At 53.3% G+C, this 18,976-nt stretch carries 16 protein-coding genes; 3 read left to right on the top strand and 13 right to left on the bottom strand.

The genetic code is table 11. From position 1 onward, the window contains the following. Positions 1-121 precede the first annotated feature (121 nt). Positions 122-799 carry an SH3 domain-containing protein gene (locus tag CWI35_RS12175; RefSeq protein ID WP_014196792.1) on the top strand — a complete coding sequence of 226 codons (678 nt, stop codon included), beginning with the start codon at positions 122-124 and terminating at the stop codon, positions 797-799. Between the two features lie 3 nt (positions 800-802). Then, positions 803-2,137, top strand: a complete 1,335-nt coding sequence (locus tag CWI35_RS12170; RefSeq protein ID WP_042379194.1) for a SpoIID/LytB domain-containing protein — start codon at positions 803-805, stop codon at positions 2,135-2,137. A 144-nt stretch (positions 2,138-2,281) separates the two neighbouring features. Here CWI35_RS12170 and CWI35_RS12165 read toward each other — a convergent pair whose 3' ends face one another. The 13 genes from CWI35_RS12165 to CWI35_RS12105 form a co-directional block, all read right to left on the bottom strand. Next, complete coding sequence (locus CWI35_RS12165) at positions 2,282-3,538, bottom strand: glycosyltransferase family 4 protein (RefSeq protein ID WP_119877808.1); 1,257 nt, start codon at positions 3,536-3,538, stop codon at positions 2,282-2,284. Then, positions 3,535-3,801, bottom strand: a complete 267-nt coding sequence (locus tag CWI35_RS12160; protein WP_119877807.1) for a hypothetical protein — start codon at positions 3,799-3,801, stop codon at positions 3,535-3,537. The genes CWI35_RS12165 and CWI35_RS12160 overlap by 4 nt, the downstream gene beginning before the upstream one ends. Beyond that, the gene (locus CWI35_RS12155; protein ID WP_014196795.1) at positions 3,798-4,880 is read right to left on the bottom strand and encodes a glycosyltransferase; all 1,083 of its coding nucleotides are present in this window, start codon (positions 4,878-4,880) and stop codon (positions 3,798-3,800) included. The genes CWI35_RS12160 and CWI35_RS12155 overlap by 4 nt, the downstream gene beginning before the upstream one ends. Further along, entirely contained in the window at positions 4,877-5,992 is a 1,116-nt protein-coding gene (locus CWI35_RS12150; protein ID WP_119877806.1) for a glycosyltransferase, read from the bottom strand. Before CWI35_RS12150 ends, CWI35_RS12155 begins: the two co-directional genes overlap by 4 nt. Then, the gene (locus CWI35_RS12145) at positions 5,993-7,381 is read right to left on the bottom strand and encodes an O-antigen polymerase (RefSeq protein ID WP_119877805.1); all 1,389 of its coding nucleotides are present in this window, start codon (positions 7,379-7,381) and stop codon (positions 5,993-5,995) included. It abuts the gene before it with no gap. A gap of 12 nt (positions 7,382-7,393) precedes the next feature. Beyond that, a complete protein-coding gene (gene wecB, locus CWI35_RS12140) occupies positions 7,394-8,452 on the bottom strand; it encodes a non-hydrolyzing UDP-N-acetylglucosamine 2-epimerase (RefSeq protein WP_011232632.1) in 1,059 nt (352 codons plus the stop codon). Positions 8,453-8,484: 32 nt separating this feature from the next. Beyond that, complete coding sequence (locus CWI35_RS12135; RefSeq protein WP_044744258.1) at positions 8,485-9,933, bottom strand: lipopolysaccharide biosynthesis protein; 1,449 nt, start codon at positions 9,931-9,933, stop codon at positions 8,485-8,487. A 1-nt stretch (position 9,934) separates the two neighbouring features. Continuing rightward, positions 9,935-10,666 carry an N-acetyltransferase gene (locus CWI35_RS12130; RefSeq protein ID WP_119877804.1) on the bottom strand — a complete coding sequence of 244 codons (732 nt, stop codon included), beginning with the start codon at positions 10,664-10,666 and terminating at the stop codon, positions 9,935-9,937. 17 nt (positions 10,667-10,683) lie between these two features. Beyond that, entirely contained in the window at positions 10,684-11,997 is a 1,314-nt protein-coding gene (locus CWI35_RS12125) for a nucleotide sugar dehydrogenase (RefSeq protein ID WP_020278880.1), read from the bottom strand. 15 nt (positions 11,998-12,012) lie between these two features. After that, positions 12,013-13,026 carry a Gfo/Idh/MocA family protein gene (locus tag CWI35_RS12120; protein ID WP_011232636.1) on the bottom strand — a complete coding sequence of 338 codons (1,014 nt, stop codon included), beginning with the start codon at positions 13,024-13,026 and terminating at the stop codon, positions 12,013-12,015. Continuing rightward, a complete protein-coding gene (locus tag CWI35_RS12115; RefSeq protein ID WP_031206184.1) occupies positions 13,023-13,760 on the bottom strand; it encodes a GumC domain-containing protein in 738 nt (245 codons plus the stop codon). The genes CWI35_RS12120 and CWI35_RS12115 overlap by 4 nt, the downstream gene beginning before the upstream one ends. A 118-nt stretch (positions 13,761-13,878) precedes the next feature. Continuing rightward, the gene (locus CWI35_RS12110) at positions 13,879-14,997 is read right to left on the bottom strand and encodes a DegT/DnrJ/EryC1/StrS family aminotransferase (RefSeq protein ID WP_011232638.1); all 1,119 of its coding nucleotides are present in this window, start codon (positions 14,995-14,997) and stop codon (positions 13,879-13,881) included. 235 nt (positions 14,998-15,232) lie between these two features. After that, positions 15,233-16,315 (bottom strand): glycosyltransferase family 4 protein, encoded by a 1,083-nt coding sequence (locus CWI35_RS12105; protein ID WP_020278877.1) that lies wholly within the window; start codon positions 16,313-16,315, stop codon positions 15,233-15,235. Between the two features lie 267 nt (positions 16,316-16,582). On the opposite strand from CWI35_RS12105, the gene secA2 reads away from it, so the two are divergent. Next, positions 16,583-18,976 (top strand): accessory Sec system translocase SecA2, encoded by a 2,394-nt coding sequence (gene secA2, locus CWI35_RS12100; protein ID WP_081130759.1) that lies wholly within the window; start codon positions 16,583-16,585, stop codon positions 18,974-18,976.

Below are 18,976 nucleotides of genomic sequence, written 5' to 3'. Positions count from 1 at the left end.
GCATCGCGTTTTCATTCCTTGCGATTCCTCATGAACCGAGCGAATCCGTTGTTTTTCACCGGCCTTTTAGGAAAGCTATTATTCTCCTTTCTTTCCATATCCAAAAACGGGGGAGATGAACATGATGAAACGAAAAGCCAAATGGGCCGTTGCTGCCAGCCTGGCGGTCGGAATGACGGCAGGCGCCCTCTTGTTTACGCCATCGGCGATGAAAGCATCGGAAGAAGTCGTGTTAGCGAGCGTCGACTGGGTGACTTCCCAGCTCAACCCGATGAAAAACGACATTGCCAACCTGAAAGCACAACTGGCCGCCCAGCAACAACAAATTCAACAACTTCAACAACAACTTGCCAGCAAACCCGCTTCGCCTTCTTTGCCTTCTGTCGTCTATGTAGTGAAAAACAATGCGGCCGTCCGCAGCGGAGCGTCAACGAGCTACCGCGTCATCACTTATAAACAGGCAGGGGCTTCACTGCAAGTGGTCGGGGCGCACCTTACTTCCCAAGGATTGTGGTACAACATCATCCTCTCCTCATCGTTGAAAGGTTGGATTTATTCCGGCGATGTCTCGACATCCGCCGTCAGCAGCGACAGCACCAAGCACGTCATCGCCACGGCCGCGGTCAATATTCGAAAAGGAGCGACGACTTCTTATCCGATTATTGCGACCGTTCCAAAAGGGACAGAGATGGTCTATATTCAGCCGTTTACCAACAGCAAAGGGGAGAAATGGTACAACGTGCAACTGTCTGATGGGCGTCGGGGTTGGATGGCCGCTGAATTTGGTGAGGTGAAGTAGACGGTGAAAAAATTGGCGTGGTTGGCCGTCGGCCTGTTTTTGCTCATCGTCTCTCCTTCCGCGTCGAACGCCGCTGGGGTGAAAACGTACAACAATCCCGTGCAAGTCCTTTTATATAAAGGGACATCGGTGACAGTCGCCGTCGAAGGAAACTATCAAATCGTCAATAAAGAGACGTTGACGATCACCCCGCTGCCAAGCGGGACAAATCTGACATTTCAGTCTTCCTCTTCGACCGTGTTTGTCACGTACAATGGAAAGACGGATTTTTCAAGCACCGGATTTACCATTCAAGAAACGATCGGCGCTGCGCCGTTGTCGCTTGTGAAAGTGAATCAAACCCGTTATCGCGGCAGCGTCGACATTCGCCGGCAAAGCAACGTCTTGTATGCTGTCAATATTTTAGATATGGAAGATTATTTAAAAGGAGTCGTGCCGAGCGAGATGCCCGCCTCTTGGCCGCTCGAAGCGCTGAAGGCGCAAGCCATTGCGGCCCGAAACTATGCCTATAAACATAAAACAAGTTTGACGACCAATCCAAACACACAGACGTATAAAGGATATGATGGAGAATCTCCACGATCGAACGCGGCAGTGGATGCAACAAGAGGATTGTATCTGAAATATAATGGCAGTATCATTGAAACGTATTACCACTCGACAAGCGGCGGCAGAACCGCCAATGTAAGCGACGTCTGGAACTCGTCGCAAACCGCCTACCCATATTTGGCGAGCGTCGATGACCCGTATGAATCATCGCCGTACAGCCGATGGTCATTCATCTTCTCCCCAGCTGTGCTGCTGCGTTCGTTCGGGTTCACCGATCCATCGGTTGTTTTATACGACGTCTCGATCGCCAAAACCGGCGCGAACGGAGAAGTGGGTGCCGTCACGATTGAAACCTCGGCAGGCGAAAAAACGGTGAAAGGCAATGAAACGACCATCCGCAAACTGTTCCCGCTAGACGGCAATCAATTTTACGGCATCTTGCCGTCCAACTGGTTTGACATTCAAGTGCAAAAAAGCGGTCCATCCGTGTCGATTCAAACGGCCAGCGGCAACATCGCCGCCTCTTCCTTGTCATCTTACTCCGTCCAAACAGGGAGCGGAACCGTTTCGCTCGCCGGCGTCGAAGGAATCAAGGTGCAAACAACGGATGGCATCGTGCCGCTTTCCGCCTCGCCGTCAGGGGTTAGCTCGATCACTGTCACTGGAAAAGGATGGGGGCACCGGATCGGCATGAGCCAATACGGAGCAAAAGCATTTGCCGAGCGTGGATGGACGGCGGAGCAAATTTTAGAGCATTACTTCCGCGGGGCGGAAGTCTCGTTCGAGTGAAAGCATGACGATTGTGAAGGAAAACATCACTCGCATTCCAACACTCCCGACGCGGTCGGAAAATATCTTTCCAAATGGAAACATAGCCGCTTTTCACATAAAGGAAAGGGCATCCTGCTTATGAGCGGGACACCCTTTTCTTTTTTATTGTTCCGTCGGCCAAACGGATTCGCGTTTTGTTTCATCGCCAAGGGCGTGAAGCAAATCGTCGACAATGCGAATCCATGAGTATTGCTCCACCGCCAACTTGCGCCCATTTTCCGCCATCTTTTCGTATTCCTCGCTCGGAAGGCAAAGCAACTCGAGAACCGCTGCAGCGATCTGTTCAGGATTTTCTGGAGGAGCGATTTTTCCGCAATGATATGTTTCTAAAATCTCAGCGCTCTCCCCTTCGCCGCAATACAGCACCGGGGTTCCGGTGGCGATCGCCGGGAAAATTTTCGACGGCCTTGCTCCTTTAAACAAGTCGATGTTGCGCAGCGAAACGATGCTGTAATCGGTGATGGAGAAAATCGCTGGCATCTTCTCAACCGGAACGGATCCGTAAAACGTCACATTGTCAAGGCCGAGCTCTTCTTTTAACGCCATCAGCTTTTCTCGCTCTTGGCCGTCGCCGACAAACAGGAAATGCGCCCGTTCATCTTTTGCTTTGACGATGGCCGCCGCCCGCAGCACCGAATCGAGCCCTTGGGCGTATCCCATCGTTCCGGCGTACGTAAACACCACTTTTCCTTCGAGCCCTAATTCCGCAAGCAGCTTCTTGTTTTTCGGCAGCGGGCGAAACACATCCGTGTTGACGCCGTTCGGCAATAAAAAGACATCCTCGGGCGCCTTCCCTTGCTCAATCATATAATCGCGAATGCCTTCCGTCGCGGCGGCGATTTTCCACGCCTTCCGGTATAAAAACAGCTCGAGCCATCTCGCCATTCGGATGAACAGCCGATTTTTCAAAATGCCGAGCTCAACGGCCGATTCCGGCCAAATGTCGGCGACGTTGAAAACAAACTTCGCCCGTTTCAACTTCGCGCCCACGTACCCGGTGATCCCTAAAAACAACGGCGGGGAATTGCAAATGATCACATCCGTCGGCTTCGCTTTCACAAGCAGCGAATAAAACGAGCTGAACGTAAACGAAAAATACGAAGCGAGCCGTTTCCAAAAGCTCCCCTTTGGCGACGGATAAATCCATGTCCGATGAACGGGAATGCCGTCCCATTGTTCGAACAAATAAAACAGGCCGCGGTATGGCTTGGGGATGACGCCGTGCGGGTGATGCGGGAACGCCGTGAGCACTTCCACTTGATGCCCCCGTTTGATCAGCTCCTTGCTCACCTCATACACACGAATTTGCGGTGCGCCTGTTTCCGGCGGGAAGTGTTGGCATAGGTACATGATCCTCATCGTCCGCTCCACACCACTTTCCCAAAAAATCGCAAACGAACGTTCCATTTCGAGCGCCAAGAGGCGAGCGCAAACGAGGCGTGGAAAAGGGGAAACGCCCCCCTGGCATCGTCCCGCTGTCCTTGGATGTATAATCGTTGCCGCGAACCGACGGTCATCATGAGCTTGCCAACGGAAAGCCGCCGGCTTCGCGACTTAGCCTCCGCTTTCGGCAACAAACGAGCACCAACCGCGGCGGCTGATATGACGGCTTTGTTCCTCATCGACTCCCTCCACCGCCTTTCAACGTTTGCTCATACAATCGGATCATGCGCATCGCATTTTCCGTCCAATCGTAATGTTCATGGACATGGTTGACGCCGTTTTCCCCCATTCGTTGCCGCAGCCTCTCATCAAGCAGCAGCCGTTCGAACGCCTCCGCCAGCTTTTCCGGACTGTTTTTCGGCACGATCAACCCCGTTGTTCCCTCACGGACGACTTCCGGCAGCCCGCCGACGTTGGAGACGACAACGGGAACGCCGCACGCCATCGCCTCGACGGCGGCAACGCCAAAACTTTCGCTGTCTTCAGTCGAAGGCACGGCGAAAATATCCATTTGATTGATATACAGCGGCACTTGTTCGTTCGGAACTTTGCCGGCAAACGTCGTCACGGATTGGATGCCGAGGCGGGCGCACAGCTCCTCGTATTCACTCCGCTGCGGCCCGTCGCCGACGATCAACAGCTCCGTTTGCGGATGCCGCTCGTGCACAATGGCAAACGCCCGAATCAAATCGGCGATCCCGTACTTGTCGGAAAGAGCTTTCACCGTGCCGATCGTCACGGTCCGTTTCGGCTGTTTCGGCAACGGTTTGAAGCGGGCGACATCAACACCAAACGGCGTCACTTCGATCGGTTTGTCCGTATACTTTCCGGTTTCTTTCGCCATCACACGGCTTGTCGAACAAATGACATCCGCACGCTGGAATGTATATTCAAGCATCCGTCGGTTCCAACGATTGGCATTCGGAAACTGATACACGTCGCGCCCCCAGACGGAGACGTAAAACGGATGATACCCCGCAAGCGCCCCGATCAACCCGTAGCTGGAGGCATAATGGGCGTGCAAAATATCTGGTCGAAACGAAGCGAGCAGCCGCTTTAATGAAAAGACAGTGGAAAAATACGACAACTTCCCCGGCAGCCATTTCGGCAGCACGACTGTCTCGACTTCTTTCGCTTGCTCCGGCCCGTAATGGTCTTTAAACGTCACGACTTTCACATCGATGCCTTGCGTTTGGTAAAAGCGGGCCCACTTATGCGTATGGATCGATTTGCTTGGAGCCAATAAGGCGACTTTCATCGGAGGCCCCCCACCAACGTTTCTTTCACCTTTTCCACTCTCGCTTCCCACGAATGTTTCGCCATAAACGTCTGCTCAATGCGCAAGCGGCACTCCTCGAGCATGTCCGCCATCTTGGCGATCGCTTCTGCCATCGACGACGGGTTGTCGTCGCAAATGACGCCGTACCCATCCGCTTCAATCAACCGCTTTTGCGCTGAGCAAGCGGTGGCGACAATCGGCAGGCCGCTCGACAGATAGTCAACCAGCTTGACGGGAACGGAAAAATCATTGTACTCGCTCCGCCGCCGCGGGATGAAGGCGAAATCCATCTCCGCATACAAACGGTCGAGCGCTTCGCCGCTGACGTGCTCGACGCGCACTTGCAAGGCGGCAAGCTCTTCTTTCACCGCAAGCGGCTGCCGCTCGTACTCGTCTTTTCGGCAGACGACGGTGAGCGAAACAAGCGGCTTGCGGCGGTTTGCCAAGCGAATCGCCTCAAGCAGGAGCAAAAGCCCATAGTCGGCATTGTTGATGCCGCCAACATAAATGGCATTCAGCGGCTGTTTCGCCGTCCCGAACCGCTGAAACGGCTTTTGCTTCCCACCCGGCGGCAAATCGACCATCGGGCGGCGGATCGCGACGTATGTTCCCATTTCGAGGCTCGGCAAAAAGATGACATCGCAGTACCGCTCATAAAACCGTTCTTCCCAACGGTATATCATTTGCATGGCCGCTCTTTTCCAACCGCGGAGCGGATACAAATCAGGAAACTTCCAATAGACGTCGCGGTAAAAGACGCCGATCGGAACGTTGCGGGCTTTCAAGTAGCGGAGCACATCCCGATCGACGAACGGACGCTGCGGCCGGTGTCCTGGGTCAGTGAGCCAAAGCGGAATCGTCTGGTTTTCCATATAGCAAAACCAGACATCATCGAGCTTGCCTTGACTGCGGAGCTCTTGAAATTGCTTTTCCCGCTCGGCGGACGTGCCAGCGATCAGAAGAACGTCCACTCCCTCCTTCGCTCCCCAACGCAAAAACGCCTGATGCATTTCATACGGCCGCAACTTGGACCCGCTGTTTCGTTCCGCGGCGAGTGAAAACGGGTAATAAATCAATACGGTTTTCATCATTCATCCCTCATCCGTGATTCGCCTTTTCGCTGCAAACCATGCCCGTAAGTCCCCCTGCACCCGCAGCCATAACGCCATGCCGCCAAACAACGCCACGATCAGCACCCAGGTCGGATTGAACAAAAAATCGGTGAACCCACCGACAAGGGTACGGGGGATGTTAATGGAAAAATAAACGAACAAACTTAAAAACAAAGGATTTTTCGGAAGACGTAGAAACCCAATGTACAACAGCTGCGTCACAACGCCGACATAGAGCGTGCCGATGACGATTCCAACGTAGCCGAAGTTCGCATACGCCTCAGCGACAAAAAGCGTGTTGAGCACTCCTCCTGTCCCGTCTTCGATCCGCTCCGGGAATACGTGCGCCATCACGAGGCGGGCGGAGCGGACGTTCTCGACGTCAAACAACCCTGTTAAAATCGAGGGCAAGCTTTTTCCATAAAGAAATGGCAGCGCTTCGCCGAACAAATTCAAATGAAGAAACGTCGGCGCGATTTGCGCCAAAATCATGCGGCCGATCGGGCCCTTGTTGTAAGACAAAAAGGTCGTGGCATCTTGCACCCCTTGAATGACGATGTACATGCCGACGAGCACCGCCGCCCCCACTCCCCCATACAGCGCCAGTTTCACCGCCGACAGCCTTGTTTTTCCAATGTAAATGCGAATGAGGAAAAACATCATCACATAAAAGAAAATCGGCGATTTGGCCAAATCATACACATTGACGAACACCGCCCCGACAAACAGACAGATAAACAGCAGCTTCCACCGCCACTCGTGCGTCAGCTCGGCAAACAAATAAGCGATAAACGACAAAAGCGGCGTGAGCGTAATGGCAAAAATATTGCGAACGAGCACGTTTCCGGCAAAATGGCGCGACGCCTCAATGCGCAACGCAGCCAAGCTCTCATCCGTCCCTGTCAAGAGCGCAAACACCGGAATCGTCGGCGTTTTCCAAATCATATACGCAATGGCGGCAAAACTGAGCAGCGACAGCGCCAAAAACGCATAAAACACTTGGCTGCCCGTCGCTCCGGCCAACGGGGAAAGCGGCTTTTGCAAATAGGCGCGAAACTCCTGCCTGGCTTCAAATCCGCACAGCCTTGAAACGACCACCATCGACAGCGGGAACACGATCATAACGAAGCTGACGACGAAAAACCCGATCTGCCGGTATTCCTCGGGCCGAAACAACTTGCGAATCATGTAGTAATCATCCATTCCCAATGCGATCAGCAGCGCGCCGATGAAGCTCGACAGAAGGAACGAGTAATAGTACACAATCGACACGAGATTCGGCGCCGTCCATGAAAGCGTCCCCGCTGCATAGCGAAACATCAAGGTGGAGGCGACAAGAACAATCAACCCAATCAACACGTCCAACATGCCGACGCACCCTTATCGCTGTCCGATCGCCGCCACGATTTTCTCCGCCGCATGCCCATCGCCAAAGACGTCCGCATAAACAGGGGCGACTTCCTTGTGGACCGCCGCGACGATCTTCTCGCGGTCCGTGCCGGTTAAGATGTTCGCCCCGCCTTTGAGCGTTTCCACCCATTCGGTTTGTTCGCGCACCGTCACGCAAGGCACGCGCAAGAAATACGCCTCCTTTTGCACGCCGCCTGAATCGGTGATGATTTTTTTCGCGCCGCTCTCTAGCCGAAGCATGTCCAAATAACCGACCGGATCGATCAGCCGAAGCCCTGGAATCGCCGAAGCGTCCAAGCCGTACTCTTCAAGCTTATGCCGCGTCCGGGGATGAATCGGCCACACTTTCGTCCCGTCGATGTCCGCAAAAGCAGCCAAAATGGCTTTCAATTTGTCGGGGTCATCGGTATTTTCCGCTCGGTGAATGGTAATCAAGTAGTAGGATTGTTCCGCCAGCGACAAATCAGCCAAAATCGTCGATTGGCGCTGTGCGAGCTCCTTGTTGTACAAAATGGCGTCATACATGACGTCGCCGACATTCCAGACGTTTCGCGTAATATTTTCTTTTCGTAAATTTTCCACGGCTGTCTCCGTTGGGCAAAATAAGAGCTCGGAGACATGATCCGTCATGATGCGGTTGATTTCTTCCGGCATCTGCTTGTTGAAGCTGCGCAGCCCGGCTTCGACGTGGATGACCGGAATGTGCAACTTCGAAGCGACCAACGCGCCGGCAAGCGTCGAGTTCGTATCGCCATAGACGAGCACATAATCCGGTTTTTCTTGCATGACAATTTCTTCAATTTTCATCAGCATTTCGCCCGTTTGCTTTCCATGGCTGCCTGAACCCACCCCAAGATAGTAGTCAGGCGTCGGAATATTCAACTCCTCAAAAAAAATGGCCGACATATTCGGGTCATAGTGCTGCCCGGTATGGATCAGCACTTCGGTATATTGTTTCCGCAAGACGCGCGAGACGGGAGCAGCCTTGATAAACTGCGGTCTGGCGCCTAACACGGTGGCGATTTTCATCCGAAACACCTCCTAGATCAGATGAGCGGTTATCAAGTATTTTGCGCATTTTCATCCTCGATCGTGCGCACCGGACGGCGCAAATCACGATCAACCCGGCTGGCAAAGAGCGTGGCGGCAAACAAGCCCCAACCAGCGAGCACCCAGCCGTCAGCAAGCGGCGCCTGCTGAACGTAGACGATGACGATGAGGGCGAGCAATGTGCCGACCAAAACCAAAGCCATCTTTTTCCATGACACTGGCACAGGATACACTTGCTGGCTTTTGCGAAAAATGAAAGCCACAGCGACCATATACGTCATGAGGCTGGCCGCGACCGCCCCCCAGCTGAGCCAAAGCGGCACCAAAACGGCGTTCAACGCAAGATGAAGAAGCGCCGCTAGCGTGAACACCCGTGAAATATAGCCGGTTTCCTTTGTCAAAAACAAGCCGGTGGAAACAATCAGATAATAAAAGTTCAAAAACGTGACGGCCGATAAAAACGGGATATAGGACGCTGCATCGCGATATTCCGGTTTGAAAAAGGTTTCCACAAGCCACGGGCTCGCCGTGGCGATCAAAAGCAGCCCAAACGCTCCAATGAGCAAAAGCGCCATATACACTTTCGCAAACAGCGCACGGCTTTCCGGCCGGTCTTTCATCGACATCGAATACGGACGCCACGCCATCTGCACGCCGCTCGTGATGAGCGTGATCACGGTCGCGAGACGCAAGGCAACCCCAAACACCCCGACTTCCTCCAACGACGCAAACCGTTGGATGAAAAACGTGCTGACGTTGGCGATCACCCAAAAGGCGAGCGAAGTCGGCACGAGCGGGGCGGCGTAGGCAAGCAGCTCCTTTAACACGTCAAAGCGCACGCGCCACACCATATACTTTACGGTCAAATGCAGCATCAACAAAAACACGAGCGCGCTGCTCACGAGCCGGCCGATGAGCAGCCCTTCCGGCGTCGCCGCGAACCACCGGAGCGCCGCATACGACAGCACAGAGACAAGCAGCATTTTCACGAGCGTCCAAATCACGACTTTTTTCGTCTGAAATTCAAACCGCAGCACCGTCGTCGCCATGACGAAAATCGTATCGAGCAGCAACGTCGCGATACTGATGTACAGCAAATCGACATAGCGAGGTTCTTGAAACAGCGCGCCTGCGATCCACGGACCGGCCAAAACGACAGCCAAAAATAAGATGGCGACGACAAACAGCCGGAAGTACATGACGTTGCGCACATACAAAAGGCGCTTCTCTTTGTCGTCCGTGTCGTAATAGTAAAAAGAGAGCGCCGAATCCGTACCGAAAATGACGAGAAATGTCAGCATCGACGTCCATTGGTCGATCAAGTAGACCGCCCCGTACTGCGCCTTTGACAAATAGCTTGTATAAATCGGCAGCATCAAAAAGGCAATCAGCTTCGTGCCGACGTTCATAAACGCGTAAAGGAGCGAATCCGCTCCTAAACGCTTGAATGCCGAGAACAATTTATAACAACTCCCGCTCGTCGACCATTTTGCTGAAGCGCGCCGGGAATCCTTTCACGACCGTCCTCGGTTCCGTATCTTTTGTGACGAGCGCCCCAGCGGCGACAAACGTCTCTTCCGCCACCGTCACGCCCGGCAGCAAAATCGCTCCGCCTCCAACGCGCGCCCCGCGCTTGACGGTCGCCCCTTTGATTTTGGCGAACCGTTCTTCCGTCCGCCCCATGTAGTTGTCATTGGTCGTCGTGACGCACGGAGCAATGAACACATGGTCTTCGAGCGTTGTGTAGGCCGTGATGTAGGAGTTCGACTGGATTTTCGTCCGATCGCCGATTTGGACGTGGTTTTCGACGCACACCCCGCGCCCGACGATCACATATTGGCCGATGTGCACGTTTTCGCGCACGCTCGCCAAATCAGCGATCAATGTGTAGGCGCCGATCACTGCTCCTCGATAGATGACAGCGTTGGCGCCGATCGTGCAATGGTCGCCGATGACAAGCGGCGGCAGCTCGCCCGACAGCTTGACGGTGCTCGTTTTCGCCGGCTTCGGCGGTTTGCCGAGCACCGCTCCGTCGGCGATCGTCACGCCGTCGCCGATGACGGTTCCTTCGTGAATCGTGACGCGATGTCCGATTTTAACGTCGTTTCCGATTTTTACATTCGCCTCGATGACAGTGAAATGGCCCATTTCGACACGTTCACCGCAAACAACAGAGGGATCGACAACGTTCATGGTTTCGTCTCCTTCGCTTACAATTTGACGTATTTTGCCGGTTTCGACACATCTTTCATAGCATTGCGTGTGTCAAACACGACCCGGCTGTGACGAGCGACCATTTCATAGTCGATGTTGGAATGATCCGTCGTAATCAAGACAAGATCTGACTGTGCAAGCAGTTCCGGCGTCAGCTCGACCGTCTCAATCACCCGGTTGCACGCCCGGAACGACGGAACATACGGGTCGACGACCGCAAATTCCGCTCCGTATTGCTCGAGCAGCTCGACGATTTTCAACACTGGCGATTCGCGCACATCATCAATGTCTTTTTTGTAGGCGACGCCGAGCACCGTCACTTTCGAACCGCGCAGCGCCTTCCCTTCTTCGTTCAAAATGAGCATCGCGCGGTTGACGACATATTCCGGCATTGCGTTGTTGATTTCTCCGGCCAGCTCGATCAAGCGCGTATGGTAGTTGTATTCGCGCGCCTTCCATGTCAAATAAAACGGGTCGATTGGAATGCAATGGCCGCCAAGCCCCGGCCCCGGATAAAACGCCATAAATCCGTACGGCTTCGTTTTCGCTGCATCGATGACTTCCCAGACATCAATGCCCATCCGTTCGCACAAAATGGCCATTTCGTTCGCTAACGCAATGTTGATATGGCGAAACGTGTTTTCAAAAATTTTCTCCATTTCCGCCACCGCCGGACTCGACACTTCGTGCACATCGCCTTCAAGCACGGCTCGATACATGGCCGCTGCCACTTTCGTGCACGTCTTTGTCACGCCGCCGACGACTTTCGGCGTATTTTTCGTCTTAAACTGCTTGTTGCCCGGGTCAACCCGCTCCGGCGAATAGGCAACGAACACCGTTTCCCCGACGACGAGCCCCTTTTTCTCCAGCGCCGGTTTCACGATTTCTTCCGTCGTGCCTGGATAGGTGGTCGATTCCAAAACGACAAGCATCCCTTCATGGGCGTATTTGGCGACTTCGTTTGCCGAGTTTTCAACGTAGGACGTATCCGGCTGGTGATGCGCATCGAGCGGGGTCGGCACCGCGATCGCCACGGCATCGACTTCCGCGATCCGGGCGTAATCGGTCGTCGCCACAAGCCGCCCTTGTTTGACCATCTCATGCAAATCTTCATCGACGACATCGCCGATGTAGTTGATCCCATTGTTCACTTGATCGACGCGGCTTTGTTGGATGTCAAAGCCAATGACATGAAACCCTGCTTTTGCTTTTTCGACTGCCAGCGGCAGCCCGACGTAGCCAAGCCCGACCACGCCGATGACCGCGTCGCGTTTCTCAAACTTTTGCAACAGCCGTTCCGCGTAGTTCATTCCTCTCATTCCTTTCTACTCAGATAGTTGCACTCTTGTCCCCGTTTCCGCCGAACGCAAAATCGCTTCGATCAGCCGAACAGGAGCCAATCCGTCCCAACCAGTGACGATCGGCTCGCGGTTTTCGCGAATCGCTTGCACCATATCTTCAATGATCCATTGGTGCCCCGGCTTGCCAAACGGGTCGGCGTTGATCTCATCGATGAGCTTTGCCCGTTCTTCCTCGCTGACGCCTTCCGCTTCCCACGTTTCGATAAAGTTGGCCGTCCGGCCGCCGATTTTCACTGATGCCGTTTCGCCGAAAATGGCGATCGATTCCTCCAAGTTTTGCGGATAAATCGTCGTCGCTGCCTCAATGACGCCAAGCGCCCCGCTTTCAAACTCGACGACCGCCGCCGCGACATCTTCCGTCTCAATCTTGCGCAGACGGGTCGCCGCCATCGCTTGCACCGCCTTGACCGGCCCCATCAGCCAAAGCAGCAAATCCAAATTGTGAATGGCTTGATTCATCAGGACGCCGCCGTCAAACTCTTTCGTCCCCCGCCACGCCGCCTGGTCATAATAGGCTTGATTTCGATTCCAGCGCACCGTGGCGTTCGCATGGCTCAGTTTTCCGAACATCCCGCGCTCCATCGCCTCTTTCAGCTTCCGAATAGCCGGACGAAAGCGGTTCGGATGAACGACCGCGAGCTTCACGTCGTATTCTTTCGCCGCGCGGATCATCTCTTCGGCGTCGCTCACACGGAGCGCCATCGGCTTTTCCACAATGATATGACGGCGATAGCGGGCCGCCAGCTTGGCCAGCCGCGCGTGCAATCCAGACGGAACACAAATGTTGACGACATCGATCTGTTCGTTCTCCTTCAACATCGTCTCCATATCAGTGTAAACAGGAACGTCCGACACGTCGCGCAAACGTTCCGGATTCGTGTCGCACACTGCCGCCAGCTCGGCGCCGTCCGCCTTTTCAATGGCATCGATATGTTTTTTGGCGATATGCCCCATGCCGACAATGGCAAAACGGATCATGAAGAATAGTACCTCCTCGCGTCCAATATATACTTCCAAAGCACGAGCCAAACGACCGTCAAAAACAGGCCGAGGACAAGGCCGACGGCCATCAGCTGCCCCGTATACGTTTTCGATTTCGCCACCGTTTCCGACAACACGGCCGGTTTTTCGTAAAAGACAAGATTGCCGCGGATGCGATTGACGCGCTCCATCACTTCGGTCAAGTTGTTTTCCGACTCGACCAACAAGTCGCTGATGTCATTGAGCTGTTCTGGATTCAAGCGGCCCGACTGTATTTGTTCGCTATAATAATCGACTTTTTGCTGCAATGCGCGCTCCCGTTCTTCCAGCGCATGCAAGTATTTCGTGGTGACATCAATCCGCTCTTGCGAATGGCGCTTGAGCTCCTGACTGTATTCCGACACAACAAGCTTCAATTCTCGACTCACGTCTTGTTCATCGTCGCCTTTGACAGTGATTTGCACGTACTGTTCCTCAGGAACGACGACATCCAAGTTTTTCACCTCAGGAAACTTCGCTTCTATATTTTTCGGATCCGTCAACTCTTTTACGTCAATCGATCCGGTAAACACGACAGCTTTCCCCGTATACTTCTCCCCCTGCAGCAAAAACCGCCCTGCGATGACGGTCAAAACGATCGTTGCAAGCGGAACGAGAAGAAACCACCATTTTCGCTGCCAAAAAAAGCGCAAATATTCGTATAGCACAAACGGTCGTTTTTCCGCCGTCAATCCGGCCACCATCCCTTATCATAAAATAACAAAGTGTTGTGAACAAAACAAATGATCCAACGCCAAAGAAAACGCCATTGCTGTGCGCAAGTGACGTCTCCTTTGGCCGGTTGGACGATCAAGCGGAATGACGGTAAAATTCCGCAATTTTCTCCACGACGTACTGTTGCTGCTCCTCTTTCAGCTCTGGGAACATCGGCAGCGACAGCGCTTCTTTCGCCGCTTTTTCCGCCTCCGGCAACTGCCCTTCCTTATACCCGAGCGAAGCAAACACCGGCTGCAAATGCAGCGGCAGCGGATAGTACACCATCGTCGCGATCCCTTGTTCTTTCAAAAACGCTTGCAGCTCGTCTCGCTTCGGCGCTCGAATCGTGTATTGATGGAACACATGATAGCGCCCATCGACTTCTTTCGGCGTCACAACAAGGTCGCCGACCGCCTCCTCGAGCAGGCGCGTATACGTCGCCGCATGCTTGCGCCGCTGTTCCGTCCACCGATCCAGATGCGGGAATTTGACGCTTAAAATCGCCGCTTGCATCTCATCGAGGCGGCTGTTGTAGCCAAGTACATGATGGTAATATTTCGGCTTGCTGCCATGAACGCGGATGACCCGGCATTTTTCGGCCAGTTCGTCATCATTCGTAATGATCATGCCGCCATCCCCGTAGGCGCCCAAGTTTTTCGTCGGGAAGAAGCTGTACGTCGCCGCCGTCCCCAGCTCGCCAACGCATTTCCCGTTGTATTTCGCGCCGATCGCCTGGGCGGCGTCCTCGATGACAACCAATCCATGCCGCTTGGCAATCGCGGCAATCGCCTCCATATCCGCCATTTGCCCGTACAAATGCACCGGGATGATGGCTTTCGTCTTCTCCGTCACCGCCGCTTCAATTTTCGCTGGATCGATGTTGAACGTCACCGGATCGATATCGACAAACACCGGTTTGGCGCCGGCCCGCGCAATCGATCCTGCCGTCGCGAAAAAGGTGAACGCCGTCGTGATGACTTCATCGCCCGGCCCGACGCCGGCCGCTTGCAAAGCAATATGTATCGCATCGCTTCCGTTGCCGCAGCCGATCCCATGTCTAGCCCGGCTGTAGGCGGCAATATCTGCTTCTAGCTTTTTGACATAATCTCCTAAAATAAAGCGAGAGGAGCGCATCACTTCATCCAATACGCGCATGATCTCCGGCTTCAATTGTTCATACTGTTCGCTTAAATCCAACATTGGCACGTTCATCGCAAGTTCCTCCAAATCCAAAAAATATGTAGAATAAACATGTTTAGTTTATCACATTTGCGTCAATATATAATGACAGTTTTGTGGCAATCTTGGCCTTGCCGCAAAAAAAATCAGCGAAGGAACGGCAGAAGCTGCATAAACAACGAAAAAGAAGGGTATAATTTTCCAAAGAAGGGCAATTCCTGAAAAAAGCCGTTTGTCCCTTTCATGACACAAACGGCCCATTTGCTATTTATCGGTCATTTCCGTATACTTTTCGGCTTCCCCGAAGCAGCTTGCGAATAAAGGTCATAAACGGCTTGTACTGATCATTGACCAAGCCGATCAGTTCAGCAAGCAGTTCCCCGAAGACGATCAAGGCAAAGACGATGAGAATGGACTGCCATAACGTCGAGGCGGAGAACAAAATCGCGCTGATGGCAAACATCAGGCCAAACGCATAAATGAGCAAGACCGTGTTGCGATGCGAAAAGCCGAGAGCCAGCAGTCGATGATGAAGATGCGACTTATCCGGCGCCGAGATCGGCCTTTTATTCACAATGCGGCGAATAATGGCAAATGTCGTATCGAAAATCGGCACGCCCAAAATGATCACCGGAACGACGAAGCTGAAGAGCGTCACGCTTTTGTAAAGCCCTAGCACCGACAGGACGGAAATGGCATAACCTAAAAACAACGCGCCGGTATCCCCCATGAAAATTTTCGCCGGGTGGAAGTTGTAAAACAAGAAAGCGATGACGCTGCCCAAGATGATCAAGCAGAGCGTGAAAATGAGCATTTTGCCCGCCATGCCCGCCATGACGGCAATGGCCGCAATTCCAATGGCGGAAATGCCTGCGGACAATCCGTCCAACCCGTCGATCAAGTTGATGGCGTTCGTAATCGCGATAATCCAAAATATGGTGATCGGGTAGCTCCACAGCCCCAACTCAAACGTGCCGACAAACGGGACAGTCAAAAGATCGACCTTCAGCCCGGAAGCGACAACGACGAACGCCGCCAGCAGCTGGCCGGCCAGCTTCACTTTTGGCGACAGCTCGTACAAATCGTCGAGCATCCCGACGAGCACGATGATGATGGCGCCGACCGTCATCCCCGTCACTTGCTCTTTATACACCCCGCCGACAAAATAGCCGACGGCGACACCGATAAAAATGGCCAATCCGCCAAGCCTTGGCATGACTTTTGTATGCACTTTTCTCCCGTTCGGCCGATCGACCGCCCCAATTTTGATGGCGAGCTTGATCACGAACGGGGTGATGACCAATACTGTAATAAACGAAGCCAAACATGCGGCAAATGCTTCCATATTCATGTGCAATCACCTTGGCCTTATAAAATCGCGGAAACACACATCATCTTTATGTTACCATATACGATGAGTAAATCAATCTTTTTTTACACCCCTTTTTTGTCCCCAAGGATGGAAAATTTCTTTTTCCCTTGCCGCGAGAAGCTCGAGCGCCAATCCGGCGAACGATTCCACATTTTACATCCTCCCTCCACAGGAAACATCTTGTGCTATAATTAGGTTTTAGAGCACTTGATGTGAATCACGCCTGTCTAGGAGAGGAATGGACATATGTTTGCAAAAGTAAAGCAACTATTTGACGAAAGCGCGCGAGAAGTGCAGCGTCTTGCCAAGCTGGCGGCGCAAATCAATGAATGGGAACCAACCATTTCTTCGCTGAGCGATGAACAACTGCGCCAAAAAACGGTTGCCTTCAAAGAACGGCTCGAACGCGGTGAGACGCTCGATGACATAAAAACCGAGGCGTTTGCCGTCGTCCGGGAGGCAGCGCGGCGCGTGCTCGGTCTGCGCCATTACGACGTGCAACTGATGGGCGGATTGGCGATGCATGAAGGAAACATCGCTGAAATGCAGACCGGGGAAGGAAAGACGTTGGCGGCCACTTTGCCAAGCTACTTGCACGCCCTCCTTGGAAAAGGCGTCCACATTATTACGGCCAACGAATATTTGGCGCGCCGGGACTGCGAACAAATGGGCCGTGTGTTCCGCTTTCTCGGCTTAACCGTCGGCCTGAATGTGTCGCAAATGACGGCCAGCGAGAAAAAAGAAGCGTACGCGGCCGACATCACGTACGGCACCGGCACCGAGTTCGGCTTTGATTATTTGCGCGACAACATGGTGTACCGCCTCGAAGATAAAGTGCAGCGCCCGCTGTATTACGCCATCATCGATGAAATCGACAGCATTTTAATCGACGAAGCGCGCACCCCGCTCATCATCGCCAATAAATCGGGAATCGGAGCCGAATTGTTCCCGATTATGGCACGCATCGTCCGCACCTTCGAAGAAGGAAAAGAGTATGAACGGTCTCCGGAGACGAAACAAATTTTCCTCACCGAAGAAGGGGCGCAAAAAATCGAGCGGGCGTTTGGCATCGATAACCTATACGACTGGGAGCATCACGTGCTGCTCCATCATGCGATGCAGTCGCTGCGCGCTTGGTTTATCATGCGGCGGGATGTCGATTACATCGTCAAAAACGGCAAAGTGATGATCGTTGACCCGTTCACCGGCCGGGTGATGGAAGGACGCTCGTTCAGCGACGGCCTGCATCAAGCGATTGAAGCGAAAGAAGGTGTGGAAATCACCGAAGAAAACGACATCCAAGCAACGATTACGATCCAAAACTATTTTCGCATGTATGAGAAGCTGGCCGGGATGACCGGCAGCGCTACGCCGTCGAAAGAAGAATTTTGGCAAACGTACCGGCTGCGCGTTATTACGATTCCGACAAACCGGCCATCCCGACGCACCGACTGGGACGACCTCGTCTACCAGACGTACGAGGCGAAAGTACGGAAAATTATTGACGAAGTGAAAAAAATGAATGCCATCGGCCGCCCTGTTCTCATCGGCACGACATCGGTCGCTCAGTCGGAACGGTTGTCAGCAGCGTTTTCGAAAGCAGGCATCCCTCACCACCTGCTCAATGCCAAAACGGAGGAAGAAGAGGCGCGCATCATCGCGACCGCCGGGCAAAAAGGGCAAGTGATGATCGCCACCAATATGGCCGGGCGCGGGACCGATATTTTGCTTGGGGAAGGCGTCAAGGAACTGGGCGGGCTGCACATCATTGGCACAGAGCGCCATGAAAGCCATCGCATTGATATGCAGCTGCGCGGCCGGGCAGGACGCCAAGGGGATCCGGGGTCTTCCCAGTTTATCATTTCGCTCGACGACGATTTATTCCGCTTGTATGATCAAGATGAATTGAAAAAATGGAAAAGCAAAGTCGAGACGGATGAAACCGGGCGCATCGTGTCGCCCGACCCGATCAAGTTCGTCCAAAAAGTGCAAACAACGATCGAAAACGCCCATTATTCGGCGCGATTGCATTTATTGAAATTGGACACCGTGATCGACCAACAAAGCAAAGTCATCTACCATATGCGCGATCGCGTCTTGGCGCTGAAGCAAGCAGAGGTGCTGTCCGAGCTCCTTCGGCACATCCATCGCCATATCACGCAAACAATCGACCGTTATTGTCCGGAAAACGTCTTTTTTGAAGAGTGGAACATCGAAGGACTGCACAACGAGCTGCGCCGTGCCTTTTTCCGGTTTGCCTATCCGATTGATGATCTTCGCCATAAGCAAAAAGAAGAAATCGCCCAGCTTGTTTGGGACGAATACAAATCGCTTGAAGCGGCGCTCGCCGATCTTCCGTGCGACGAAGAACAAACCACGCGGCTTAAGCATTTGATGGTTGAAACAATCGACGCCCACTGGATTCGCCACTTAAATCAACTGAATTTATTAAAAGAGGGGATTCATTTGCGCAGCTACGGCCAAGAGGATCCGTACCGCGCCTTTGAAATGGACGCCTACCGCGAATTCGTCGCGCTGCAGCAAGCGATCGACGCCGGCATTTGCACGACAGCCATGAACTATTTGAAAAGCCAGTTTGTCATCGATGACGAAGCGGCCGCCGCCGCGAACAAACCATAA

The sequence above is a fragment of the [Bacillus] caldolyticus genome, from assembly GCF_003595605.1.
Lineage (GTDB): Bacteria > Bacillota > Bacilli > Bacillales > Anoxybacillaceae > Geobacillus > Geobacillus thermoleovorans.
The sequence above is the reverse complement of the archived record's forward strand: the minus strand, read 5'-3'. Positions and strand labels throughout refer to the sequence as shown.